The organism is Roseivivax jejudonensis (genome assembly GCF_900172265.1).
Taxonomy (GTDB): Bacteria; Pseudomonadota; Alphaproteobacteria; order Rhodobacterales; family Rhodobacteraceae; genus Roseivivax; species Roseivivax jejudonensis.
The window spans coordinates 571,146-597,113 of sequence record NZ_FWFK01000002.1 but is presented as its reverse complement, the minus strand read 5'-3'; the positions used below and the strand labels follow the sequence as shown (position 1 = coordinate 597,113).

The window sequence follows — 25,968 nt, the reverse complement described above, 5'->3', positions numbered from 1 at the left end:
AGACGACATGGCCAAGGCATTCGCATCCGCCGGAGACATGAGCGAGAAGACCGTGAGCTTCACGCAGGTCGGAGAGGGGCTCTACGCCTTTACCGCGGAGGGCGATCCCAATACCGGCGTGATCATCGGCGACGACAGCGTGATGATCGTCGAGGCGCAGGCGACCCCGCGCCTTGCGCGGAAGGTCATCGACTGCGTGCGCAGCGTCACCGACAAGCCGATCAGCCACCTGGTGATGACGCACTACCATGCGGTGCGCGTTCTGGGCGCGTCGGCCTACGGCGCACCGCAGGTGATCATGTCCGACACCGCGCGCGCGATGGTCGCCGAGCGCGGGCAGGAAGACTGGGACAGCGAGTTCGACCGCTTCCCGCGGCTGTTCCAGGGGCATGACGAGATCCCTGGGCTGACCTGGCCGACCATGACCTTCAGCGACCGGGTGTCGGTCTATCTCGGGCGGCGGCGGGTCGACATCATGCATCTGGGCCGCGCCCACACGGCCGGCGACGCGGTGATCTGGGTCCCCGACGAGGAGGTGATGTTTACCGGCGACATCGTCGAATACCGCTCGGCCTGCTATTGCGGGGACGGTCATTTCGGCGATTGGCCGGTCACCCTGGCCGAGATCGCGGCCTACGCGCCGCAGGCCATCGCGCCGGGGCGCGGGGACGCGCTGGTAGGGGCGGACATGGTGGCGGAGGCCATCGCCAGCACGGCCGATTTCGTCGAGAGCACCTACCGTCCGGCGGCGCGCGTCGTCGCCCGCGGCGGCACGCTCAGGGATGCGTGGGACGCAGTGCGCGCCGAGTGCGATCCGAAGTTCTCGGACTACGCGATCTACGAGCATTGCCTGCCGTTCAACGTCGCCCGCGCCTATGACGAGGCGCGGGGGATCGACACGCCGCGTATCTGGACGGCCGCGCGCGACAAGGAGCTCTGGACCGCGCTGCAGGACTGACGCGGCCGAGCGGGACCGGGGTCGGGCATGGCGGCGCGCGGAGGGCGCCGGCGGCCGGCCGAGGGGAGGAGGACCGACATGCTCGACGACTGCTACGATCTGGCTTTCAGGCTTTATCCGTATGCGCGAAGCGCCGACCAGGACGCGGACGCGCCGGTGCGGCACGCCGTGGTGGTGCTGGGCGGCGGGCCGATCGGCCTGGCCACCGCACTGGACCTCGGTCTGCGCGGCGTGCCTGTTCTTCTGCTCGATGACCACGAGGGGGTCGGGCAGGGCAGCCGCGCGATCTGTTTCGCCAAGCGAACGCTCGAGATCTGCGACCGCTGGGGCGTCGCCGGAGCGATGCTCGACAAGGGTGTGGTCTGGAACCTCGGCAAGGTGTTCCACGAGGAGCGCAAGGTCTTCGAGTTCAACCTGCTGCCGGAAGAGGGCCACGCGTTCCCGGCCTTCATCAACCTTCAGCAGCCCTACGTGGAGCGTTTTCTCGTGGAGCGCCTGCGCCGGGCGCAGTCCGAGGGCGCGCCGATCGAGATCCGCGGAAAGAACAGGGTCACGGCGGTCGAGGTGTCGGACGAGCGCGTGCGGCTCGAGATCGACACGCCCGACGGCCCCTACCGGATCGACGCGGACTGGCTGATCGGCTGCGACGGGGCGTCCTCGCCCCTGCGCAAGATGATGGGTCTCGAGTTCGAAGGGCGCGTGTTTCAGGACAATTTCCTGATCGCCGATATCCGCATGAACGCAGAGTTTCCCACCGAGAGGTGGTTCTGGTTCGAGCCGCCGTTCAAGTCGGCCGGCGCGTCGTGCCTGCTCCACAAGCAGCCGGACGGGGTCTGGCGCGTCGATTTCCAGATCGGGTGGGATATCGACCGGGCGAAGGAATTGAAGGAGGAGAACGTCCGCGCCCGGCTCGATGCGATGCTCGGGCCGGAGGTCGGATACGAGATCGTGTGGACCTCGATCTATACCTTTCAGTGCCGGCGCATGACGAAGTTTCGGCACGGGCGCGTGATCTTTGCCGGGGACTCCGCGCACCAGGTCTCGCCGTTCGGGGCGCGCGGAGCGAACTCGGGCATCCAGGATGTCGACAACCTCGGCTGGAAGCTGGCGCTCGTGCTCGAGGGGCTGGCGCCCGAGACCCTTCTCGACAGCTACTGCGACGAGCGACGCCACGGCGCCGACGAGAACATCCTGAACTCGACCCGCGCCACCGATTTCATCACGCCGAAATCCGCGGTCAGCCACACCTTCCGGAATGCCGTGCTCGACCTCGCCGGGCGCCATCCCTTCGCGCGGCCGATGGTCAATTCGGGGCGGCTGTCGGTGCCCTGCGTCTATGACGGGCTGCCGCTGTTCTCGGAGGATGCGCTGCCGGGCGGGCCCGCGCGCACGCGGCCCGGCGCGCCATGTCCGGACGCACCGCTCGGCGCCGGGTACCTGCTGTCGCGGCTGGCGGCGGGCTTCACGCTTCTGACGCTCGACGCCGACGCGCCCGGGGAAGTGACGAGCGGCGGCGTCACGGCGCGGCGGCTCGCGCTGTCGGCGGGCGACGACCCGTCGGGTGCGCTGGCGGCCCGCTATCTCGGAGAGGCAAACAGCGCCGTCTACCTCGTTCGGCCGGACCAGCACATTGTGGGGCGCTGGGCGACATTCGACCCCGAGGCGGTGAGCGCCGCGCTCGATCGGGCCTGCGGGCGGAGATAGGCACATGTCGCGACTGGTGACCGATCCGAACATCGACGACCCCGACGGGTTCTACGCAGAGCTGATCGCAGCGCATGACGGGCTGACGGACGACGAAAGCGCGGCCTTCAACGCGCGGCTGATCCTGATCCTTGCCAATCACGTTGGCGACCGTTCGGCATTGACCGAGGCGCTGGAGGCGGCGCGCGTCGTGCGCTGAGGCTGGCCAAGGCAGCGCGTCGGCGCGATGCAGGCAGCGGCGTTGGGCGGAGCGGCGTATCGCGGCCTTCGTCGGCGGTCGGTGCTCGCGAATTCGTCCGTCGTGCGATCCGGGATCGTCATGTCACGGATCACGGCTACACTGCCGATCGTGAAAGGAACGTCACCCTGACCGTGGCCCCGGCCAGATGGAGGACGTGGACGCGCCACGCAGGGCAGCTTATGCAGATGGCAGCGAAACCTGTGCCGACGGGCGACCTTTTCCAGACGACAGCACCCGGCGTCTGATGTGCCGGATCGTCGTCGATGCCACATGCCGGGCGGCAAAATGCCGGGCGCGCCCAGGTCCGGCGACGGAGACCGCGCCCCGCTGCGTGTCAGCCCGAATGAGATGAACGGAGACCGAGCCTCATGACCGAGTCCGAACCGCAATCGCGGCGATCCGAGCCTCTCGAGTTCGAGACCGATCGCGGCGCGTCGCGCTCGATCTGGGTGGCGATGGCGTTGCTTGTCGCGATCGTCCTGTGGATGGGCAGCGGGTTCGTGCTGCCGCAGGGGGACGCAGGCCAGCCCGAGCAGGCCGAGGCGCCGGAACCCCAACCGCCGGCGGTGCGCGTCCGAGCGTCCGAGGCCGAGCCGGTCACTCTGACCTTCGGCGCCGAGGGTCAGGCACTTCCGGATCGCGATACCGAGGTCCGCGCCGAGGCGTCCGGCAACGTCATCGAGTTGCCGGTGGCGAAAGGCGACGAAGTGGAGGAGGGCGCGACGCTGGCGCGGCTGTCCTCGACCGAAGCCGAAGCGGCGTTGCGGCAGGCCGAAGAAGAGCGCACGCGCGCGCAACGCGAGTTCGACAACGCGCAATCGTTGCTCGAGCGCGGGGTCGCGACGGTGGATCGCGTCGCCGAGGCGCGCGCCACGCTCGCGGCGGCGGAGTCGGGCGTCACCGCGGCCGAAAGAGCGCTCGAGGACCTGACGATCGCCGCGCCCTTCGCGGGCCGGGTGGAGCGTCTCGACATCGACACGGGCGAATACGTCGCGGCGGGCGACGTGGTGGCGCGCGTGGTCGACACCCGGCCGCTGACCGTAGCGATCCAGGTTCCGCAGCAGGCGCTGAACCGGATCGAGGTCGGACAGAGCGCGCAGGTCCGGTTCATCACGGGGCAGGAGCGCGCGGGCGAGGTCACCTTCGTCGGCAGCGCAGCGGCGTCCGAGACCCGCACATTCCTGGCCGAGATCGAGGTCGAAAACGAGGACGGTGCGATCCCGGCCGGCGTGTCGGCCGAGGTCACGATCCCCACGGGCGACGTCACCGCGCATTTCGTCCCGGCGTCCATCGTGTCTCTCGATCCCGAAGGCGAAATCGGCGTGAAAACCGTCGAGGACGGGCGCGTGCGCTTTCATCCGATCAGCGTCGCCCGGGCCGAAATCGGCGGCGTCTGGGTGCGTGGCCTGCCCGAAAGCGCGGAGATCATCACCGTGGGACAGGGCTTCGTTCGCGACGGCGAGGTGGTGCGTGCCCAGCCCGAAGAGGGTGACGCGGCGACGAGCGCCGGCGAGGCCGACGCCGGTGCCGCCGCGGCGGCGGCCACCGCCGGCGTGGAGGACGATCAATGAACGGGATCATCGATGCCGCCTTCTCGCGCTCGCGCGCGGTGATGATCCTGCTTGGTCTCGTGCTGACCGTGGGCGCGATCTCTTACGTGGCGATCCCGAAGGAGGCGAACCCCGAGGTACCGCTGCCGCTGGTCTATGTTTCGACCTCGCTCGACGGGATCAGCCCCGACGACGCGGAGCGCCTCCTGATCGAGCCGATGGAAGCGGAGTTCGGCGCGATCGAAGGGCTCGACCAGATGTCGAGCGAGGCAACCGAGGGCTTCGCGAGCGTGCAGCTCGAATTCGCCGCCGGCGGCGACATCGACGAGGCGCTCGACAAGGTGCGCGAGGCGGCCGACCGGGTCGAGAGTGACCTTCCGGCGGACGCCACGGACCTCAACGTCACCGAGATCAACACGGCGCTGTTCCCGGTCATCACCGCGATCCTGTCGGGTCCGGTGCCGGAGCGAACGCTCAACGACCTCGCTGAGGAGGTGCAGGACGCGGTCGAGGCGCTGCCCGGCGTGCTCGAGGTCGATATCGGCGGCGCACGCGAGGAGTTCCTCGAGGTGCTGATCGACCCGACCGTGTTCCAGACCTACAACCTCAGCTTCGAGACGCTCACCACCCAGCTCCAGCGCAACAACCAGCTCATCGCGGCGGGAGCGATCGAGACGGGCGGCGGCCGCATCGTGCTCAAGGTCCCCGGGCTCATCGAGAACCTCGAGGACGTGATGGCGATGCCGGTGAAGGTCGAGGGCGACACCGTCGTCACCTTCGGCGACGTGGCGACGGTGCGCCGGGCTTTCGAGGATCCGACCGGGTTCGCGCGGATCGACGGACAACCCGCGCTGGCGCTCGAGGTGACGAAGCGCTCGGGCGCCAACATCATCGACACCGTCGCCGCCACGAAGGAGGAGATCGCCGCGCTGCGCGACGACTGGCCGGACTCTCTGCGGGTCACGTATCTGCAGGATCAGTCCGAACAGGTCGAGACGCTGTTGTCCGACCTCGAGTCCAACGTGGTCGCGGCAGTGATCCTCGTGATGATCGTCATCGTCTTCGCGCTCGGCCTTCGGTCCGCGGTGCTGGTCGGGCTCGCGATTCCGGGCGCATTCCTCGCCGGTGTCGCGGCGATCTGGGCGCTGGGCTACACGATGAACATCGTCGTGCTGTTCGCGCTGATCCTGGTGGTGGGCATGCTTGTCGACGGCGCGATCGTCACCGTCGAACTCGCCGACCGGCGCCTCAACGCCGGCGACGCTCCGCCCGAGGCCTATGCACACGCGGCCAAGCGCATGGCGTGGCCCATCATCGCCTCTACCGCGACGACGCTCAGCGTGTTCTTTCCGCTGCTGTTCTGGACCGGGCTCGTCGGCGAGTTCATGAAATACCTGCCGATCACCGTGCTTCTGACGTTGTCGGCCTCGCTGTTCATGGCGCTGATCTTCATTCCGGTCGTCGGTGGCGTGATCGGCCGCGGACAGCCGCGCTCGGCCGCGGCCAAGGCGGCGCTGGCCGCGGCCGAGGACGGCGATCCGCGCCGGGTGCCCGGCGTCACCGGCGCCTATGTGCGGCTGCTCGACCGCGCCATCGTGCGGCCCTGGGCAACGGTTCTCTTCGCGCTGGCGCTCCTGCTGGGCGGGTTCGCGATCTACGGCGAGTTCGGGCGCGGCGTGACGTTCTTTCCGTCCGTCGAGCCCGAGTTCATGCAGGTGCAGGTGCGCGCCCGCGACAATCTGTCGATCTACGAGCGCGACGACCTCGTGCGCCAGGTCGAGTCGAGGCTCCTGGGCACAAGGGGCGTCGCCAGCGTCTATGCGCGCTCCACGATGAGCGGCGGGCAGGGCGACGAGGACGTGATCGGGACGATCCAGCTCGACCTCGCCGACTGGCAGACCCGGCGGCCCGCCGCGGAGATTGCCGCCGGAATCCGCGAGGAAACCGCGGACATCGCCGGGATCGAAGTGCAGGTCGAGACCGAGAGCGGCGGGCCGACATCCGGCAAGCCGGTCAACCTGCGCGTTTCGGCCGGCGATCCGGCCACGCAGGAAGATGCGGTCGAGACCGCGCTCGCCACGATGGAGCGGGTCGGCGGGTTTACCGACGTGACCGACACGCGTCCGCTTCCGGGCGTAGAGGTCGCGATCGAGGTGGATCGCGCCGAGGCGGCCCGCTTCGGCGCGGACGTGAGCCTGCTCGGTCAGGCGATCCAGCTGCTCACGCAAGGTATTACCGTGACGGACTATCGCCCCTCCGATGCCGATGGCGAGCTCGACGTGCGGGTGCGGTTCCCGAGCGACGACCGGTCGCTGGCGGAGTTGGGCAACCTGCGGGTGCCGACGTCTTCGGGCCTCGTCCCGATCCAGAACTTCGTCAGTTTCGAACCGGTGGAGCGCGTCGGCGTCATTCGGCGGGTGGACGAACGACGGGTCACGACGATCGAGGCCAACGTGGCGCCGGGAGAGAACGTGGCGGCGCGGATCGCCGCGCTTCAGTCCGCGCTCGGCGCGGCTGACGTGCCGCAAAGCGTCAGCTTTGACTTCGCCGGCGAGTCCGAGGATCAGCAGGAATCGATGACCTTCCTCGTCGGGGCCTTCGCCGCCGCGATCGGCCTGATGTTCCTGATCCTCGTGTTACAGTTCAACAGCTTCTTCCAGGCCCTCGTGGTGATGAGCGCGATCGTCTTTTCCATCGCGGGGGTGCTTCTCGGCCTCGTGGTCACGGGGCGGCCGTTCGGCATCGTGATGGGCGGCGTGGGCGTCATCGCGCTCGCCGGGATCGTGGTGAACAACAACATCGTGCTGATCGACACCTTCAACGATCTGCGCCGTGCGGGCGTGTCCCCGCGCGAGGCGGCGCTGCGGACCGGTGCGCAGCGCCTTCGCCCGGTGGTGCTGACCTCGGTCACCACCGCGCTGGGTCTCATGCCGATGGTGATCGGCCTCAACATCAACGTGTTCACGCGCGAAATCGTCTATGGCGCGCCCTCGACCCAGTACTGGACCGAGCTGTCGAGCGCGATCGCGGGCGGGCTGACCGTGGCCACCGTGCTGACACTGGTCGTCACGCCGGCGATGCTGATGCTGCGCGTGCCGCGCCGCGCGCGTCAGGCAGTATCCGCAAGCGCGACACCGGCTTGATCGGGCCCACGCGCAGAGCACGAGGAAGAGCAGGAGCGCCCCACCGATCGAGGTAAAGAGCGACGAGCGCAGCGCGAAGAGATGGCTGGCGCGATCCCCCGGTTCGCGCGGCGGTGTGGCGGGTCTGGCCCGTTCAGTTCGGTCGGACATGGCGGGTCTCCTCTAAAGTATCGTGCTTGTTCGTGGACGAGGCGCCTCCCGGATCTGCATACTGACGCGGGTGTGATGGGGCGTGCGGGCCGCCGTCGTTCGAGCGGTGTCCGAGACGACCAAGGGAACCCGATCCGCCGTCCGGCGTTTTGCGAGTCACCGCAGCGCCGTCGCGCTGCTTCCGGCACCGGACGCATTCATGACCGATGACACCGCACAGCAGCTGCAAGAAGCTGAACCGAACGGCGCGACGTATTCCCGCGAGGAGGCGCTGCGCATCGCCAAGCACCGCAGTCTCGCGCCACGCGCGGTCTACGAGGTAATAAACCTCGAGGGACGCGAAGAGCTCAAACGACCGCTCGGATCGCTATGGTGGTCGGGCATCGCCGCGGGCATCGGTATCGCCGCCTCGGTGCTCGCCGAAGGCATCCTTCATGTCACGTTCGCGGATCACCCCTACCAGGGGCCGATCGAGAACATGGGCTACACCGTGGGCTTCATCCTCGTGATCCTCGGGCGGATGCAGCTGTTCACGGAGAACACGATTACCGTGGTTCTGCCGGCGCTGAAGGACAAGTCGCTGAGCCTCGTCTACTGCGCGGCACGACTCTGGGCAGTGGTCTTTGCCGCCAACCTGTTGGGAACCTTCTTCGTCGCGTTCCTGAGCGTGCACGGGGGCACGGTGGTGCCAGAATACGTCGAGGGCATGAAGCAGGTGTCCGAGCACTTCGTCGAATACTCCGCGTGGGAGGCGCTCAAATACGGCATCCCGGCAGGCTTCTTCATTGCGGCGATCGTGTGGATGCTGCCATCGTCCGAAGGGTTCGAAATCTTCGTGATCTTCCTCTTCACCTACTTGATCGCGATGGGCGAATTCACTCACGTGGTCGCGGGGTCGAACGAGGCGTTTCTGCTCTGGCTGTCGGGCGACATCAGCGCGGCGAAGACGTGGCTCGGTCTGATCCTGCCGTCCTTCATCGGCAACGTACTGGGCGGAACCGGGCTGTTCGCGCTTCTGGCCTACGGACAGGTAAAGGCGGAGATCGATCCCGCCGTGATCAATTCGTCGCAGAATCGCAAGAAGTCGGGCAGCGGGTCCGCCCGCGGCAAAGGCGGCTCCGGCGCTCCGGCGGAGTGATGCTACAGGAGCCGCGCGACGGCCGCGCGGCTCCATCCCATGACATGCTCAGGTATCGGCGCCTCGCCGACCCGTTCGGTCCGAGGTGTAAGGATCTCGGCGCCAAGCGTCAGGTAGAAGCCGCAAGCCCTTTCGTTTGCACGAAAAACGCAAGCCGTGAACGGCTTGTCAGACCCGTCGAGGGCGGCGCGGATCAAGCCGCGGCCGACGCCTTGCCCGTGCCCTGCACCCAGCACATAGAGACACCACAGCTCGCGCTGGTACGCGTCCGCAAGCACCGCCTCGCGCTGCGGCGCGATTTGCGCGAACCCCAAGCCAGGCGCGACGAAGACGCGTTGGTCTTGCCCCCGTTTCATCGGACACTCAGGCGGTTGCGATTTGAACTTGGATGAACTCGCGAGGCGAGCGCATCTTCAGCGCTGAGTGCGGGTGACTTGTGTTGTAGTCCTCGAACCACCCGGCAATCAATTCGAGGACGGTGGCAGCGTCAGGCAGCGGCGTGACCTGCACGTAGTCACGCTTCAGGGTCTTCACGAACGCCTCCGAGACGCCGTTGCTCTCCGGGCTCCTCACCGGCGTGAAGCATGGCTTCAGCCCGAGCTGGCGCGCAAAGATGCGTGTGTCGTGCGCGGTGTAGGGCGAGCCATTGTCGCTCAGCATCTCGACGGGATGCGGCGCGCGGTAGCCTCCGAACCGGGCCTCAACGGCCTCCAACATCATGTCGCGAATGTCCGAGCCGCTGATGCCGGCGCCTGCCACGGCGCGCCAGGAGATGATCTCGCGGTCATGCGCGTCGATGATGAACGCGCCGCGGATGATCTCCTTGTTCCAGCAGGTGAACTCGAACCCGTCGGAGCACCAGCGAAGGTTTGAGCGTATCGTCACGACCTTTCCGTCGTGGGCGCGCTCGGGCCGCTCGGCATGTGTTCGTGCCAGCAGAAGGCCATGGGCCTGCATGATGCGATACACCCGCTTGTGGTTCGCAGGCGCCGCGCCGTCCACCCGCAGTCGCCGGTTCAGAAGCGCGGTGATGCGTCGATAGCCATAGGTCGGCCGCGCCGCCACCAGCGCCTCGATCATCGGCAGCAGCGCCGCGTCTTGCGCCTTGTGGTAGCGCCGCCGCGGCTTTGCGCTCCCGTTCATCCGGGCGTGCAGGTTCGACCGGGAGACGCCCAGGGTCTCGGCCACGGCCTTCACCGGGAACCGCCCTTCGGCTGCGACTGCGCGAGCCACGTCCGTTTTTTTGAGCGCGTCTTGTCGAGGGCCTCCTTCAGTATCTCGACCTCGAGCGTCTTGCGGCCGAGCTGGCGCTCGAGCTCGCGGATGCGATCCTCCATCTGCCGCACGGCACGATTGCTGGTCACGTCGTCATCCTCGGACACGGCCACTGCTCCTCCGTCCAGCATCAGACGACGCCAACGATACAGCAGGTTGGGAGCCACGCCATTCCGGCGCGCGACGACCGAGATGCTGGCGCCCTCCTCCAACGTCTCCTCGACGATCCGCAGCTTCTCCGTGGCAGGCCAGCGGCGTCGGCGGCCGCCATCGGTGATGATCTCAATCTCAGACATAAGCACGTGCTCAGGCATATGCCTAAGCCTCCATGGCTATGCCCAAGTGTCCTGTCGAAACGGGGGCCAGTTCATAGGCAGACGGCCGAGCAGACGGCTGAAGTTTCTCAAATTGTTATCATTTCTTAACAGGTAACTCGTGCTTGCATCGATGACGCAGGCAGGCTGGCAAGCCTTAAAAAGTTGCTGTATCTAAAAAATTATCATTATATAACAAATACTTAATCTTTAAAGCGCTAGTCTCTGCAATGACGAAGCTAAGCTGGATAGGCTCTGCATGTAGTAATCGGTGTAAGTACACGATCTCCGCGCCAAAATGGCTAAGTCGGCAAGTATGATAATGCATATTCTTGCTGGAGCTCGCTATTCTCACTTTAGGAAAGTTCAGAGATAGAAAGAGGTGTGAATAGCCTTGGACCGACCGGCTGAAGCGCGTTGGCTCGCGAGTTCATACAAGCTCAAACCGCAAAGGTCTGAGTGTCCGATGAAACAGGGGCAAGACCATGTCTCATTTCCACTCCTTGGTGGTTACGATGAGCCAAAAACTCTCCCTGCCGAGCGGCCTAGCTCTTGTGGAAAGGTCAAGTGGGCCCCGAGGACCAGCCATGCGCGCAGGAAGACATCTGCGCCCAGCGCGCGAGCGGAAAACTAAGCTTTAACCTAGCGCGTTACTGCGGCGCGCCAGCTCGCCGCGGGGGAAGACCAGTCGGAAGGCGGCGCGCAGCGCGGGGTTCCGCACCGTTCGGGCAAACTGCACCGGGTCGCGCTCGAGCAGGTCAACGTAGGCGTCTCCACCCTTGCGCCGTGCCAATGGCCGCAGCAGGCGGATGCGCAGATCCACGGGATCTACCGCTGTAAGATCCGTGGGCTCGGAATAGAGCCGCGCGACCAGTCGCGCCCAGCGCCCGGACCAACGCTGCCGGACAAAGCCCGCCGGATCGTCCTCGAATGTCTCGGGCAGCGCCCGGCCGGTCCGCGCCCGGTATCCCGCCCGGATCGCCGGGGTGAGCAGCCAGCGCCGCCATGCGAAGGGGCCGTGGTCCTCGATTGCCGGGCGCTCGGCCTCATCGGCCGCCTCGGCGCGCGCCGCCGGGACCGGTTCGGCCTTCGGCACCGCGAAGTAGCCCACCTCGCGATAGATCCGTTCGACGAGCGCGAGCTCCTCGGGATGCAGCGGCGGACCGGGCTCGCCGGCGGGCTCTTCGGGAAACGGATCGGCGTCGGTGCCGAAGAACGTCCGGCCGATCCAGCGGTTGCCTTCCGCCGTCGCGTCGAGGATCTCGGCGACCCGCGTCTCCGACAGGACCCAGGGTCGCGGCATCGGCAGATCCCGCTCCGCGCGCCACGCGACCAGCGCGCGCCCCGCCTCCTCGATGAAGTTGAGATAGGGACCCGCGCCGTTGAAACGCCGTCCGTTGTAGATCCGCAGAAGCTCCACGTGGCTGCCCGACAGCCGCGCGGCGTTGCCGAGGTGCGCGTCGACGGGTGTGCTCTCCAGGAGCGCGGGCAGCCCGGCGGCCTCCGCGAAATCGGCCGTCAGGTCGCCGTCGACGAGCCGGGGGCGGTCGTAGATCCGCACCGTCAGGTTCTCGCGGCCAACAAGATCGGACCACTTCGACAAAAAGCGCGCGTAGTCGAGCCAGCCGCGCGTGCGCGGCTCGGCGAGCCAGTCCCCGACCGGCGAGGCGACGCGGTTGACGACGGTGCCGCCCGAGGCGAACTCGCTGTACTGTGCGTTCGCCCAGGCGTCCTGGCGGCGCAGGTAGACGATGGCCTCGATCTCGTAGTCGTCGAGATAGCGCGCCAGATCGTAGGTCCGGCGGTCGAGGAAGAAGCCCTCGCTGCTCAGCACGATGGTGTGCAGCGCCTCGCCAAAATGCGCGATCCCGGCCTCTAGATGGGCGCGGAACTGCGGCGCGCCGGTATTGGCCGCCGCGAGCAGCGGGCCGTGGCCACCCTGCTTGTGGGGGCGATCCTTCTGCCAGTAGAGATGCGTCTCCGGAAACCAGATGCCGGCGCGCAGAAGCGCGGCGCGGTTGCGGTCCATCCGGTGCTGCAGCGCGGTGCTGCCGGTCTTGCTCGCGCCGAGATGCAGCACGATCCGCGGCTTCTTCGCCCGGACCGTCGCCGGCGCGGGCGGCGTCTCGACCCGCTCGTTGCGCGCGTAGGTGCCGAGCGCCACCTGGAACATCGTTGTGCGGTCGTCGGCCGGTACCTGCTGGAACTCGCGCCAGAGATCGTGCGCCGGCACCCGCGCCAGCCGCAGCGCGGTCTCGACGTAGTGCGGCCGCCGGGCCCGGACCGCCGCAAGCATCAACCCGTAGGCCGAGGCCCGCAGATGCGGCACCGACAGCTGTACTGGGTCGCTGACGAGGTCGTCGGGCCCGAGACCCGCGAGGTCGAGCGTGCCCGCCAAGCGGTCGAGGAACTCGGCCTGCCCGCCCTCGGCGCAGGCGGTCTTGTAGGCGAATCCGAAGAACAGGTAGTGCAGGAACTGCGATACTTGGAAGCGCGCGAACCACCCGGCCTCGGCGCCGGGCGCGAAGGCGCCCCGCTCCGCCAGGAGCCGCACCACCGTGTCGAAATTGTCGAGCTGGTCGATCACGTCCCGCATTGTCTGCGCGCGCCGCATCGCCGAGCTCTGCCGGATCCGGTAGGTGACGCCGTCGCTGTCGCAGACCGAGAACACCGGGTCGGCCATGTAGGCCTGCACGAGAAAGGCCCGCTCCTCGCGATAGGCGGTGCGGAACCGGATCGCGTTCCGGTCGAGGAAGTCGCGCCGGTAGAGCCAGTTCCAGAAATGCCGGGAATGCGCGATCTGCGGGAACGCGGCCAGCCGCGTGCCGCGGACTTCCTCGGGGAACTGCCGCTCGGTCTTGTCCTCGCGCCGGCCGACGACGGCGCCGGTCTCGTCCTCGATCTGCTCGGTGCGCTTGCGGAACCGGACCATGTCCGCCGCGTCCGCCTCGGCCATCGCGACGATGCGCTCGAGATGGCCGGGATCGGGCATGATGTCGTCGGGATCGATGAAGAGCACGTAGCGCCCGCGTGCGGCCTCGATCCCCTGGTTGCGCACGAAGCCGGGACCGGCGTTCTCGGTCCGGCGCAGCAGCGTGATGCGCGGATCGTCGGCGGCGTAGGCGGCGACGATCTCGGCCGACCGGTCCGGGCTCACGTCGTCGATCGCGATGACCTCGAAGTCGCGCAGGCTCTGGCGCTGGATCGAGGCGAGGCAGTCGGCGACATACGCCTCCACGCCGTGGACCGGGACCACGATCGACACCATCGGATCGGCCGGAGCCTCGGCGGGCAGGGGTGCTACGGGGCGGTGCTCCTCGATGAAGTCGAGCACGTCCTCGATCTCGGCCGGGCCGCCGCCGCCCGGAAGGGCATAGATCGTGTACCAGATGTAGAAGGTGTGGAAGAGATCGAGCAGGTCGCGCGTGCGGTGCCGGTGCGGCACCGGGCGCCGGTCGTCGGTCAGGCCCCACCCGGCATAGAACGGTGCCCCGAAGCAGACCACGCGCTTGCCGGCGAGCAGCGCCTCGAGCCCCATCCCGCTGGTTCCGACATAGACGGTGTCGACAAGGTCGAAGAGCTGGAACGGGTTGAGGTTGTCGCGGATCAGCCGGACCCGCCCGGACGATTGCAGGTGGTCGAAGTAGCCGCGCCGGCCCGAGCGCGTCCAGTTCAGGTCCGGGTGCGTCTTGACCAGGATCTCGGCGTCGGGGTTCTCGTCCACCGCCGCATCGAGCATCGCGGCGAAATCTTCGGGACTGGCGCGCCCGTAGAAGGTCGAGGCGTCGGAATGGTTCTGGTCGACCACCAGCACCCGGCGCGCGTGGCCCGGCGACACCGGCGGCCGGAAGAAGGGCTGCGAATTGTACTTGGAGATGCGCGCCGCCACGATCCGGTCGATCACCCGCTCTGCCCGCGCCCGCTCCTCGGCGGAGGGCGCGTGGTCGCCGTTCAGCCGGTCGGTCAGCCGGTTGGGGTAATCGGCCATGAAGAACTGCGCCTTGTCGTCGTAGACGTAGCCGAGACAGGCCATCGACGGGTCGCGCGCGGCGAGCGATTCCGACCAGCTGGTCGCGGAGGCGAGAAAGCCCATCTCGAAGAAGGTGACGTGCTCGTCCGGGACGACGTGCGGCATCAACTGGACCGCGCTGGCATGCGACGCCCCGCGCGTGTCGAGGATCGCGCCGTACATCAGCGTCGGCAGGCGGTCGTCGATGCCGGGCTCGTCGACCGCGACGAGTTCCGGGAAGATCTCGGCCATGTTCCGCGAGAATCCGGTCTCGAGATTGGCGCGGCGGAACCCGATCCGGTGCGGTGCGGTCCGCCGGCTCAGCAGCCAGGCGCGAAAGTCGTCCGCCGCCTCGGGCGTGGCATCGGCCTGGCGGATCGCCAGGAGGTCGAGAAAGCGCCGGTAGAGTGCGAAGCCGTGATCGTCGCGGGACGGATGTGCGGACATGAAGATCCCTTGATGGCGAACGGGGATGCAGGCGGGGCCGGCGGGAAATGTCGAACTCCGGGCCGCGTCACCGGGGCTGCGCGCCGCCGATGGGGACCCGGCAGGAGTTGGCGGTCCGTACCCGACCCTGCAACTAACGTAAACGGTCGGTCGCGCGCTTGCGTTCCGCGCGACCCGGCGCCGGAACTCGTCTCGACCGACAGCAGCCCTCCGTATCGCTCCGTGCGATTGACGTCGGTCGCCTGGCCGATGCCGGCCTTGCGGCAGGTCTCCGCGACCGGCGGGCCTTCCTCGCCCTGCTTCGGCAAGAATGCCTTCTGCGCCTCCGCTCCTCTCCCAGCCAGGAAAGCGTAGCCGAAAACTCCAGCGTCAAGCGGTCCAGTCTTCAGGGAGCAAAGCACAACGGCCACCGTACGCGTTGTCAGGATCGGAACTGGGCGCGAGCACTGTGCCGATGCGTCTTGCGACCATGAGCGAGTGTCGCAGGGTCATCGGGTGCGCGTCCCCAAAGACATGCCAATCAAACCGCGATCGTGACCCCGGCGTGCAGGTCCTCGAAGACACTCGCAATTGTCTCGATGTGCGCGTTCGTGACGCCAGAATGGAAGGGAAGGCAAAGCAAGGTTGTCTTGACTTGCTCAGCGACAGGTACGGCTTGAAGGCTTGTGATCGGATAATTTCGGTAGCAATCGTAGTCAGTGCAAATCGGCCAGAAGTATCGCCGTGCAATGATCTCGCGCTCCTTGAGGCGGTGGCACACGTCGTCCCGCGTCGATCCGAACGCGTCCGGATCGACCCTCAGCATGTAATATTGCTCGGACTGATATACGTCCGGCTGATACAGCTGTTTTTTCAGACCCGGAAAGCGCTGTAGAACCAAGTCGTAGCGGGCGCGCAGGCCACGGCGGATGGCCCTCTCTTCTTCGAAAAGCTCGAGATTCAGTAACCCCACGGCTGCGTGCAGCTCGCTCATCTTGCCGTTGATGCCGACCGACTGAACACTTTCCTCGGACGCGATGCCGAAATTGCGCGATAGCGACAAACGCTCGCCCCAGGCTGAATTGTTCGAGGTGACCAAGCCACCCTCTATGGTGTTGAAGAGCTTTGTCGCATGCATCGAGAAGACGCTCATGTCTCCCATGCAGGCAATCTTTTCGCGCGCCTTTTCCGATGCAAACGCGTGCGCGGCGTCGAAAACCAGCCTGAGGTCATGTCTGTCGCAAATCCGCTGCAGTCTTTCGACATCGCAGATCGTTCCGTAGACATGTACGCCGATCACCGCCGCGGTATGGGGCGTGATGGCGCGTTCGACCGCGGAGGGATCCAGTGTCAGGGTTTCCGGGTCTATATCGGCGAAGACGGGTTTCAGCCCAAGCGCCGTGATCGCATGAGCTGTCGCGGGAAACGTCAGGGGTGTCGTGATGACCTCTGCCCCGACCGGCAGTTCGAGGCTCAAGAGCGCGCATTGAAGCGCCGATGTGCCGGAACTGAACACCTTGGCCATCGGCACACCGAGCTTGTCGGCGAGCGCGTGTTCAAGCCTGTCGTGGAGAGGCCCTTCGTTCGTGACCATTTTGCTCTCCCAAACGCCTGCAAGCAGATCGTTGAGATCGGCCATCGACGGCAGCAGGGGACGAGCGACGTAAAGTGGTGCCATTTTCAAGCCTTATTCAAGGAATCCGATCAGAGATAGAGCGGCGCGCAACCTGTGCCCGGCGGTCTTGCCCCCGATGCAGGTGCCTTCCTCCAGCGTCTCCTCAACGAGCCGTATCTTCTCGCGCGCGGACCTGCGGCGCCGACGGCCACCATCGGTGATGATCTCTATCTCAGGGATATGCCTGAGCCTCCATGGCCATGCCCGGTTGTCCGGTCGAATGGGGCCAGTCCAGCGATGTCGGGACCTTTGGAGCACAAAGGGTGGTCGACCGTCATGGTTTGGGCGCAGAAGGAAGGTTATGTTAATTTATAGTTGCGCGCGCCCGCCGGGCTTTCCTTCGCGGGGCCGGCGTGATGGGGTCCGGGCTCCGGCAGATTTCATCGAAAGCGGATCATGACCCGTCCGGTCTTCGTCCTCGGGCTCGGCGCGCAGAAGGCGGGCACCAGCTGGCTCTACCATTATCTCGTCGAGGCGGGCGCCGCCTTCGACGGAATCAAGGAGCGGCATGTCTGGGACGTGATCGAGGATCCCGAGATGTTCTCGCGCTTCCGGGTGACCGAGGCGACCTTCCGGCGCAAGCCCGACAGCCCGCGCCTGCCCATGCTCCGGCTGCGCCACGAGATGCAGAATGTCGAGGGCGCCTATGCACGCCATTTCCGCGCGCTTGTGACGCGGACCGGCGCGGCGCTCACCGGCGACCTGACCCCGAGCTACGGCGCGCTGAGCGCCGCGACGCTCGCGCGGATCCGCGACACGCTCGAGGCGGCGGGCTTCGAGATCCGCGTCGTGTTCCTGATGCGCGACCCGGTCGAGCGGATCTGGAGCGCGGTGCGAATGGAGCGCCGCTTCGTCGCCAACCAGGGCGGCGACCTGTCCGCCCTGCCCCCCGAGCCCGACCAGGTCGCCGCAGCCTACCGAGCGCCCGACGTCGCGCTGCGCACGCGCTACGATCGAACGATCGAGGCGATCGAGACGGTCTTCGCACCCGGGGCCGTCTTCTACGGCCTTTACGAGACTCTCTTCACCGAGGCGGAACTGGCCCGGCTGAGCCGCTTTCTCGGCGTGTCCTGCCGGCCGGACGCGCTCGGGCGGCGCGCCAACGCGACCCGGACCGACGCGGTGCTGCCGCCGGCGTTGCGGGCGGAAATCCGACGCCATTACGCGTCGGTCTATGCGGTCTGCGCCGAGCGGTTTCCCGATACCGTCCGGCTGTGGTCCGCGCCGGGCTGACCGCGCTCACGGCTCCGGTTCCGGTTCCGGGACGGAAACAGTGTTTTTCCGCTCCGCTTCCGCGCCATAGCAGGCGCGCAACCGCCATATAGAGGCAGATTTCTAATTTTTTATTCAATCTAATGGAGACATGTCCGTCCGCCAGAAAACCATGGCGCGACGGAGTTATTTTGGCGTGGGGCATGTCGTTCGCGCCGGACCAGAGACTTTTCAAACGGGGGACGACGCCTTCTGGCGGCGATATTGCTATGCCGAATTGGAACCAGATCTACAACGGTCTCTTCAGTGCGCCACTGCCGGCTGGACAGACCTCTCCGGGCTCGGACAACGTCGACTTCGACGACTTTCCGAACGTCAACAAGGCCAAGATGGGCGGCGGCAACGACTTTGCCGACGGCAATGACGGCGCCAACGTGATCTTCGGCAACGGCGGCCGCGACTACCTGCGCGGTGACGGCGGCAACGATTCGATGCACGGCGGCAACGGCAACGACGCCCTGCTCGGCGACAATCCCAACGACGTTCCCCAGGGCAACGACCTGCTCGACGGCGGCGGCGGCAACGACATCGTCATCGGGGCCGGCGGCAACGACGACATCACCGGCCAGAACGGCCACGACATCGTCATCGGCGGCGACGGCAACGACCATGCCAACGGCGGCATGGGCAACGACTTCGTCACCGGCGGCAATGGCCGCGACACGCTGCGCGGCGGATGGAACAACGACCAGCTGGCCGGCCAGCTCGGCAACGATTCGATCTTCGGCGGATCCGGCGACGACGTGGTCTCGGGCGGTGACGGCGACGACACCATCTACGGCGGCTCGCAGGACGACACGCTCGCTGGCAATGCCGGCCACGACTTCATCAACGGCGGCAACGGCCATGACCTGATCCTGGCCAATTCCGGCAACGACGTGGTCAGCGGCTGGAACGGCAACGACTCGATGGCCGGCAGCTGCGGCGACGACGCGATGGCCGGCGACCGCGGCGACGACCTGATCTTCGGCGAGCACGGCAACGACTACCTGACCGGCGGCTCGGGCGACGACTCGATCGATGGCGGTATCCACAACGACATCATCGAGGGCAACGACAACGCCGACTGCCTCGACGGCGGCGATGGCGACGATGTCATCTACGGTGACAACGTGCCGATCTTCAACAACAGCGACGAGCTGATCAATCCGGCGCTTGGCGAGGCCAGCGACCTGATCCGCGGCGGGCTCGGCAACGACACCGTCTATGGCGGCGAGGACGACGACCAGATCAACGGCAACGAGGACAACGACTCGCTGTCCGGCGACACCGGCAACGACACGATCTCCGGTGACCAGGGCAACGACACGCTCGACGGTGGCGACGGCAACGACCACCTGAGCGGCGCGGCCGGCAACGATTCGATCCTAGGCGGCAACCAGAACGACGTTATCTCCGGCGGAGGCGGCAGCGACACCGTCGATGGCGAAAACGGCCATGACTGCATCGCCGGCGACGCCGGCCGCGACAGCCTCGACGGCGGCAACGGCGACGACTCGATCGACGGCGGCGCGGCCAACGACACCATCGACGGCGGCCGCGGCGACGACCTGCTCTACGGCAACGACGGCAACGACCTCGTCATGGGCGACGAGGGCCAGTCCGGTGGCGGCGACGACACGCTTCTCGGCGGGCTCGGCAACGACACGCTCGACGGCGGCAAGGACAACGACTGCATCGTCAGCGGCGGCTACGGGCTGATGCCCGAGCGCGACGACGATGATCTCGTGCCGCTCGTGGTCGAACAGCCGATGGGCGACGGCGACGACGAGATGACCGGTGGCGGCGACGCCGACACCTTCACCTTCGGATACGACCTCGATCTCAACGGCGACGGCGATTGCGACGACGAGGGCGAGGGCGCGCTGCTCTTCCACGACAACGACACGATCACCGACTTCCGCCCCGAGACGAACCAGGACGTGATCCAGCTCCACACCGGGCTGCAGATCAAGAACGTGGCGTTCGACGGCGACGACCTGATCATCACCACCGCGCTGGCCGAGAACGAGAACGTCGAGACCGGCACGATCCGGGTCGAGGACGCGGCGCTCGTCGTGTCGGGCCTCGACGGCAGCGATCCGGACTTCAACCCGAGCTCCCAGGCGCTCGAGGACTTCATCACCGACTACGATCCGGAAACCGGCGAGGGCAAGGGCTTCGTCGTCTTCGGCGACAAGTGCATCACCCTGCCCGAATGCACGCCCGACACGCCCGTGACCGGCTGGGAGGCCGAGCTTCCCGAGGTCGAGCGGCAGCACAAGCCGCTGTCGGACCAGGTGATCGGCGACACCACGATCAACGTCACCCAGCAGATCCTGGCGGCGCGCTACGTCACCACCGACGTGAACGTGCTGCTCGATCCGGTGCCGGATCTCGACGCCAATCCGCGGATCCTGCCGATGCAGCTGATCCTCGACGCGCCGGCCTCGACCCCGCCGACGCTCGAGGTCTCGCCCTCGACCGAGGTGATCGAGGACATCGACGCCTCGGCGCAGGTGATCGATCAGGAGGGCACGGTCAGCTTCGACGACATCGACTCGACCGACCTCGTGACCATCACCTTCGAGGACACCGGCGCGCCGGTCTGGTCGGACGGCGACCTGGCCGTGATCGACCCGACTCTTGCACAACAGATCCTCGACGGCTTCGACACCGGCGTCGAGTTCGCGGTGCCGCCGGACACGATCCCGTGGACCTACGACCTCACCGCGGCGCTCGACTTCCTGGCGAAGGACGAGACCATCACCTGGTCCTACATCGTCACCGCCGAGGATTGCGACGACGGCGTCACCACGCAGGAGATCACCTTCCAGATCACCGGCACCAACGACGTGCCGACGGTCGCCGCCGAACAGTCGATCCTGTTCACCGAGGACAGCGACGCCTCTGCGCAGACCCTTGAAGAGTTCCGCCTCTTCACGCACGACGATCTCGACTACAACGACACGCTCGACATCCTGATCGAGAGTAACGAGGACATCGCGTGGTCGGGTGGTCCCTTGGAGGCCGGTCTCGCGGACCGGCTGGAGGACGGAAACGGCCTCGACGGCACCTTCCTGCCCGACCAGGAGACGCCGGACACCGAGATCTTCCAGTACGGTCCGGTGACCGAGGATCTCGACTTCCTGCGCGAGGGCGAGACCATCACCTGGTCCTACACCGTGTCGGTCACCGACCCGCATAACGCGTCGGACAGCGACATCGTCGACGTCACCGTCACCGGCACCAACGACCAGCCGGTGGCCGAGGACCTGGCCTTCACCCTCTCCGAGGACGACAGCGACGGCGACATCGACGGCGGACCGGGCACCGGCTTCGAAGAGCTGACTACCGAGCCCAACACCTACAACTTCGAGGTGACCGACGACGACGTGAACGACACCCACACCTTCGAGGTCCTCGGCCTGACCGAGATCGCGCCGGGCGTCTACCAGACCGTCGACAACGAGGGCTTCGAATACGGCAAGCTCTACAACAACGGTGACGGCACCTTCACCTTCGACCCCGAGGACGACTTCCAGCACCTCGAGGAGGGAGAGAGCCGCACGGTCACCTTCCAGTATCAGGCGCGCGACGACAGCGGCGTGGGCGAAAGCCCCACGGCGCCGTCCGAGACCGAGCTGTCGGCCCCGAAGACGGTCACGCTGACGATCGAGGGCGAGGACGACAACGACCTGAGCGTCGGCGACAGGCTCACCTTCATCACCCAGAACCAGTCCATCTGGAACTCGGGCCCGGCCTTCAGCCTGGAGCCGGACCTGCCGTTCCTCGGCATCGACGAGGAGTTCAGCCTCAACGCAACGATCATCCCCGACATCCCCCTGACCGCAGGTGTAGTCGGCGACGTGCTTGAAGGTCTGGCCGATGTCGCCGAGTTTTTCGCCCAGGCCGGATGCGATGTGGTGGACTTCTTTGCCGGCCTCTTTGGGCAGGACGACGTCTGCGGAGACATCGACCTGAACGTGCGGCCCATCACCGTTCCGGGCGTCAGCACCTCGGGCAACGCGGACATCAAGATCGGCGTACAGCCCTACTTCTTCCTCAATGGCGGTGAAGTCGATGCAGAGATCCCGGTCGATGTGGTCTTCAACACACCGCGGCAGGTGGAGCAGGGCGAAACCTTCACGCTCGAGACCGCTTATAGCGTCGACGGAGGCGCATCGTTCGTTACCGACGGGCCGGGCGTACAATTCGGCCTCGACTTCGTGCTCGATTTCGATGCGAACCTCGTGCTCGATCTATTCGGTGCGAACGTGCCCGTCTTCGACATCGATACCGCCAGTCTCTTGGGAACGGGAGAATTGGGTGAGCCGGGCTTCAACATCTTCGATGTCAGTCCCGGTGACGAGTTCGCGATCCCGGTCGACGGCGTCATCGTCCAGGAGCTGCTCCTGACGAATCCGGATTTCGGTGCCACTGGCAGCCCGGTCAATCCGGCAAACACGATCCTTGAAGGCAGCGACAATGAGACGCTCGTCGATCTGACCATCGACGTGGACGGGTTCGTCTCGACAGTCACGCCGCTTCCGCAGCTCGGCGGAACCGGGGGCGACGGATTTAACGTGAACTTCGGCGATGTCGGAAGCATCAACGTGGCGAGCTTCGAATACGCTTGGGATCTGCTCGACGTGGACCTGCAGGGTATCCTGAGCGCTGTGCAGGACTTCACGCTGGAGATCACCCAACTGCCGATGACGCTGCTGCTAGAGGACAACTCGACCATCAACGGTGTCTTCGTCGGCGACGACATCAGCGTGGACGTGCCGGAGGGCTCCACCTTCGACGTCGATACCGATGGCGACATGGACGGGATGCTGGACATCCTCGACATCTCGGTCGACATGGAGGCGCTGTTCGAACACGTCTCCTCGCTCGAACTCGACATGAACCTGATCCTCGGAGTGTTGCGCTTCACCGCCGGGGTCACGTCGGACTTCTTCCCCGACGTTCAGTTCAGCCTGTTCGACGGTGGCAACGTGCCGGGCGGCCTGATCCCGACGCTGCCCTTCGATCCGATGCCGAACGACGGCTTCCTGCTCGGCGGAACGATCCCGCTCATCGAGGACGCGACGCTCGCGACGCTCTTCAACGACCAGTTCCCGCTCGAGGGCTGGAACACCGAGCAGACCGGCTTCGAGTTCGACGTCGCCTGATACCGAATGCAGCCCGGCGCCATCCCCGAGCGGGGTGGCGCCGCGCTCCCGTCTCTCCCAACCCCGTGCGTTTCGGTCCATCCCCCGGTCCCGAGGCGTAACGGTTCTCGGGGGCCCCCGTGTCCGGTTCAGCCGGACCCGGGCGGGGAGACCGGCCCACGCGGCCAAAGACCGTCAGACAATAAGAAACAATTGTCGCAATTTGTCCTTACTGTTTCCGCATGAGGCCGGAAACCGGGATCATGCGTCGCTTTTCCGCCTGCTTCTTGTGTCGAATCCGAGAGCTTTCTACACTCGGACACATTCATTGATTCTAAACCATTATCGGTGTGGCGAATGTATTTCAGAGAAGCCATCCTTCCGTCTGTCATCCCGTCCCGGGCCCTGCCCCGCCTGTGTTCCGGCCCGTGTTCGGGCCTCATCGCGGGCCCTCTCCGGAGGATCGCGGCATGACTGGGCTCGAGGTCCGGGAGCACCGCCAGGTGCCGACCCAGAGCCACGTCTTCGTCGAACAGCTTGCCACCGCCGCGCGGATCGACGCGCTCCACGTGGGTCTGTTCGACATGTCCGGCGGGTTCTTCCTCGAGATCTGGAGCGGGCTCGCCCCTGATGCGGAGCCGATCCCGCCGGTGCCCGAGGCGGGCGGTTGCGAGCGCAGCTTCGCGACCCGGCTGGTGCGCCGGCTCCTGGCACTGGCCGAGACCGAGCCTGCGGCACGGGCCGACGGCGACGGCCGCGCCACCCGCTGGGTGCGCTGCGGGCCCTACGTGGTCGGGCTGGGCCGCCCCGCCGGGCATCTGCGCCCGGTGGTCATAGCCCGCGGCCTGCCCGAGGCGCCGGGCGCCGACGGCTACCTGTCGATCGCCATGACCTTCGCCGGCCAGAAGCTCGGCGAGCGCGCCCGCGCGCGGCGCTCCACCGGCGACCAGATCCTGCAGGTCGCGCTGCGCGAGCTGTCGGTCTACTTCGCGGTGGTCGACGAGTCCGGCCGGATCGACTTCAGTGCCAATCTCTCCGAAAGCTGGCTGGCCGAGCACGGCGGCTTCGAGATCGTGTCCGATCACCTCGCGGCAAAGTCGTTCCGCACCCAGAAATCGTTCCTCGAGGCGCTGCGCCGGGCGACCGGCGAGACGCGCAAGCCCTCGGTCCTGTCGATCGAGGGCGAGGCGACGCGGCTCGTCTGGATCTGCCCGCTTGAGACCTCGGCGCCGCGGCGCGCGCTGGTGATCCTCGGGCGCGGCAACGAGAACCCAGCGATGCGGGACTACCTGCTGAAGATGTCGGGGCTGACCGCGTCCGAGCGGCGGGTCGCGCACCACATCCTGGCCGGGCGCTCGCTCACCGAGACGGCGGAGGCCACCAACCTCGCGCTGTCGACCGTGCGCAGCTACATGAAGAGCATTCTGACCAAGACCGGCACCCACCGGCAGAGCGAGTTCATCCTGCGCTACCAGAGCGCCATCGTGCGGATGACCATGGGCCCGGTCGCCGGAGAGGCGCTGCCGCAATGACCTGACGGCAGGCCGGACGGGCGGGCGCCCGTCCGGCTACCGCGCGCCGCGCTCCGGCAAGGTTCCGCTCAACCGCGGCGCGCGCTAAGCGGATCGTCACCAATATTTGGCATGACAATTGTCTCGTATCCCGGGATCCGCGACACCGGTCGCGGACAGGACCGGAGGGACATCCATGGCGAACGCGACCGAGCTCGAGCGCTACATGCTCGAGCTGATCAATGCGGAACGGGCACGGGCTGGGCTCGATCCGCTGAAACTCGAAAAACGGCTGAACGACGCCGCAGACGGCCACAGCGACTGGATGCTCGACACGGGAACGCTGTCGCATACCGGCGCCGGCGGGTCCACCGCGCGCGAGCGGATGGAGGATGCGGGCTTCGTCTTCTCCGGCTCGTGGCGCTCGGGCGAGAACGTCGCCTACCAGACCGAGCGCGGCGATCCCGGTGCCAAGGACGACATTGCCCGCCTGCACGAGCTCCTGATGGACAGCTCTGGCCACCGCGCCAACCTGCTCAACCCCGAGTTCGACTACATCGGCATCGGCGCAGAGGTGCGCGACGGCATCGTCATCGTGACGCAGAACTTCGCCAAGACCTCGGCGCCGGTGACGCTCGACACCGGCCAGGGCGGCGGCGGCAACACCGGCATCACCGCACCGGAGCCGCAGCCGGTCTTGCCCGAGCCCGAGCCCGAGGCCCCGCAGCCGCAGGCAGTGACGCCGGACCGCTCCGGCCCCGACAAGATCACCGGCACGTCCGGCCCCGACAAGATCACCGGCACAAGCGTCGCCGAGGAGATCCGCGCCCGCGCCGGCAGCGACCAGATCGATGCCGGCGGCGGCGACGACACGGTCTATGGCGGCGCCGGCGGAGACTGGATCTATGCCAGTGCCGGCGACGACGAGATCCGCGGCGGCCGCGGCTTCGACACCGTCGACTATCTCGGTGCCTCCGGCGGAGTCCGGGTCGATCTCAAGCACGAGGCGCTCAACACCGGCGCGGCCGCGGGCGACGTCTTCGTTTCCATCGCGGCGCTGCGCGGCACCCATTACGACGACGACCTGCGCGGCAACAACTGGGCGAACCGCCTGCGCGCCGCCGAAGGCGATGATGCCCTGCAGGGCCGCGGCGGCGACGACACGCTCTACGGCGACAAGGGCGTGGACACGCTCGAGGGTGGCGCCGGCTCGGACATGCTCTTCGGCGGTTGGGGCGCAGACCGCTTCAGCTTCGCGCCCGGCGACGACCGTGACGTGGTGCGCGACTTCGCCGACGACGTGGACCTGCTCGACTTCAGCGCCCACCGCCTGAGCAGCGTCGACGCGGCGCTGGCCCGCGCCGATGCACGCGGCGGCGACGTCGTCTTCGATTTCGGCGGCGGCGACGTCGTCGTGGTCGAGAACGTCAATCTCTCGCAGCTTTCCGACGACATCATGGTGTGACG

14 protein-coding genes are annotated in these 25,968 nt (G+C 66.9%); 10 read left to right on the top strand and 4 right to left on the bottom strand.

Features of this window, described 5'->3' with window-relative positions; genetic code table 11:
* Positions 1-7 precede the first annotated feature (7 nt).
* The 6 genes from ROJ8625_RS07760 to ROJ8625_RS07735 all read left to right on the top strand — a co-directional run bounded on the left by ROJ8625_RS07760 (position 8) and on the right by ROJ8625_RS07735 (position 8,884).
* Positions 8-958 (top strand): MBL fold metallo-hydrolase, encoded by a 951-nt coding sequence (locus ROJ8625_RS07760; RefSeq protein ID WP_085791289.1) that lies wholly within the window; start codon positions 8-10, stop codon positions 956-958.
* A gap of 78 nt (positions 959-1,036) precedes the next feature.
* The gene (locus ROJ8625_RS07755; protein ID WP_085791288.1) at positions 1,037-2,662 is read left to right on the top strand and encodes an FAD-dependent oxidoreductase; all 1,626 of its coding nucleotides are present in this window, start codon (positions 1,037-1,039) and stop codon (positions 2,660-2,662) included.
* 4 nt (positions 2,663-2,666) lie between these two features.
* Positions 2,667-2,861 (top strand): DUF2783 domain-containing protein, encoded by a 195-nt coding sequence (locus ROJ8625_RS07750; protein WP_085791287.1) that lies wholly within the window; start codon positions 2,667-2,669, stop codon positions 2,859-2,861.
* Between the two features lie 410 nt (positions 2,862-3,271).
* A complete protein-coding gene (locus tag ROJ8625_RS07745; RefSeq protein WP_085791286.1) occupies positions 3,272-4,474 on the top strand; it encodes an efflux RND transporter periplasmic adaptor subunit in 1,203 nt (400 codons plus the stop codon).
* Positions 4,471-7,596, top strand: coding sequence for an efflux RND transporter permease subunit (locus ROJ8625_RS07740; RefSeq protein ID WP_085791285.1), 3,126 nt, complete (start codon positions 4,471-4,473; stop codon positions 7,594-7,596). The genes ROJ8625_RS07745 and ROJ8625_RS07740 overlap by 4 nt, the downstream gene beginning before the upstream one ends.
* Before the next feature lie 349 nt (positions 7,597-7,945).
* On the top strand, positions 7,946-8,884 hold the full coding sequence (locus tag ROJ8625_RS07735; protein ID WP_085791284.1) for a formate/nitrite transporter family protein: 939 nt from the start codon (positions 7,946-7,948) through the stop codon (positions 8,882-8,884).
* Positions 8,885-8,886: 2 nt separating this feature from the next.
* Here the strand turns inward: ROJ8625_RS07735 and ROJ8625_RS07730 are convergent, their stop codons facing one another.
* The 4 genes from ROJ8625_RS07730 to ROJ8625_RS07715 all read right to left on the bottom strand — a co-directional run bounded on the left by ROJ8625_RS07730 (position 8,887) and on the right by ROJ8625_RS07715 (position 16,586).
* A complete protein-coding gene (locus ROJ8625_RS07730; protein WP_085791283.1) occupies positions 8,887-9,240 on the bottom strand; it encodes a GNAT family N-acetyltransferase in 354 nt (117 codons plus the stop codon).
* A 7-nt stretch (positions 9,241-9,247) separates the two neighbouring features.
* A protein-coding gene (locus tag ROJ8625_RS07725; protein ID WP_143535068.1) for an IS3 family transposase occupies positions 9,248-10,473 on the bottom strand; the annotation gives its coding sequence in 2 pieces (ribosomal slippage) (positions 9,248-10,131 and positions 10,131-10,473; 1,227 coding nt in all).
* Between the two features lie 637 nt (positions 10,474-11,110).
* Positions 11,111-14,929, bottom strand: a complete 3,819-nt coding sequence (locus ROJ8625_RS07720) for a glycosyltransferase (RefSeq protein WP_085791282.1) — start codon at positions 14,927-14,929, stop codon at positions 11,111-11,113.
* Positions 14,930-15,449: 520 nt separating this feature from the next.
* On the bottom strand, positions 15,450-16,586 hold the full coding sequence (locus tag ROJ8625_RS07715; RefSeq protein ID WP_234984205.1) for a DegT/DnrJ/EryC1/StrS family aminotransferase: 1,137 nt from the start codon (positions 16,584-16,586) through the stop codon (positions 15,450-15,452).
* A gap of 393 nt (positions 16,587-16,979) precedes the next feature.
* On the opposite strand from ROJ8625_RS07715, the gene ROJ8625_RS07710 reads away from it, so the two are divergent.
* From ROJ8625_RS07710 to ROJ8625_RS20975, 4 genes are all read left to right on the top strand, one after another.
* Positions 16,980-17,816 (top strand): hypothetical protein, encoded by an 837-nt coding sequence (locus ROJ8625_RS07710; protein ID WP_085791281.1) that lies wholly within the window; start codon positions 16,980-16,982, stop codon positions 17,814-17,816.
* Between the two features lie 248 nt (positions 17,817-18,064).
* A complete protein-coding gene (locus ROJ8625_RS07705; protein ID WP_159456739.1) occupies positions 18,065-23,011 on the top strand; it encodes a VCBS domain-containing protein in 4,947 nt (1,648 codons plus the stop codon).
* A 449-nt stretch (positions 23,012-23,460) separates the two neighbouring features.
* Positions 23,461-24,522, top strand: coding sequence for a helix-turn-helix transcriptional regulator (locus ROJ8625_RS07700; RefSeq protein WP_085791279.1), 1,062 nt, complete (start codon positions 23,461-23,463; stop codon positions 24,520-24,522).
* A 175-nt stretch (positions 24,523-24,697) separates the two neighbouring features.
* Positions 24,698-25,966: a CAP domain-containing protein gene (locus ROJ8625_RS20975; protein ID WP_085791278.1), complete on the top strand. Its 1,269-nt coding sequence runs from the start codon at positions 24,698-24,700 to the stop codon at positions 25,964-25,966.
* Positions 25,967-25,968: the final 2 nt, after the last annotated feature.

Excerpts from the sequence above, each read along its gene's own strand:
- ROJ8625_RS20975 (WP_085791278.1), top strand. The coding sequence starts at position 24,698 with ATGGCGAACGCGACCGAGCTCGAGCGCTACATGCTCGAGCTGATCAAT.
- ROJ8625_RS07735 (WP_085791284.1), top strand. The coding sequence starts at position 7,946 with ATGACCGATGACACCGCACAGCAGCTGCAAGAAGCTGAACCGAACGGC.
- ROJ8625_RS07760 (WP_085791289.1), top strand. The coding sequence starts at position 8 with ATGGCCAAGGCATTCGCATCCGCCGGAGACATGAGCGAGAAGACCGTG.
- ROJ8625_RS07720 (WP_085791282.1), bottom strand. The coding sequence starts at position 14,929 with ATGTCCGCACATCCGTCCCGCGACGATCACGGCTTCGCACTCTACCGG.
- ROJ8625_RS07700 (WP_085791279.1), top strand. The coding sequence starts at position 23,461 with ATGACTGGGCTCGAGGTCCGGGAGCACCGCCAGGTGCCGACCCAGAGC.
- ROJ8625_RS07750 (WP_085791287.1), top strand. The coding sequence starts at position 2,667 with ATGTCGCGACTGGTGACCGATCCGAACATCGACGACCCCGACGGGTTC.
- ROJ8625_RS07710 (WP_085791281.1), top strand. The coding sequence starts at position 16,980 with ATGACCCGTCCGGTCTTCGTCCTCGGGCTCGGCGCGCAGAAGGCGGGC.
- ROJ8625_RS07705 (WP_159456739.1), top strand. The coding sequence starts at position 18,065 with ATGCCGAATTGGAACCAGATCTACAACGGTCTCTTCAGTGCGCCACTG.
- ROJ8625_RS07730 (WP_085791283.1), bottom strand. The coding sequence starts at position 9,240 with ATGAAACGGGGGCAAGACCAACGCGTCTTCGTCGCGCCTGGCTTGGGG.
- ROJ8625_RS07715 (WP_234984205.1), bottom strand. The coding sequence starts at position 16,586 with ATGGCACCACTTTACGTCGCTCGTCCCCTGCTGCCGTCGATGGCCGAT.
- ROJ8625_RS07745 (WP_085791286.1), top strand. The coding sequence starts at position 3,272 with ATGACCGAGTCCGAACCGCAATCGCGGCGATCCGAGCCTCTCGAGTTC.
- ROJ8625_RS07740 (WP_085791285.1), top strand. The coding sequence starts at position 4,471 with ATGAACGGGATCATCGATGCCGCCTTCTCGCGCTCGCGCGCGGTGATG.
- ROJ8625_RS07755 (WP_085791288.1), top strand. The coding sequence starts at position 1,037 with ATGCTCGACGACTGCTACGATCTGGCTTTCAGGCTTTATCCGTATGCG.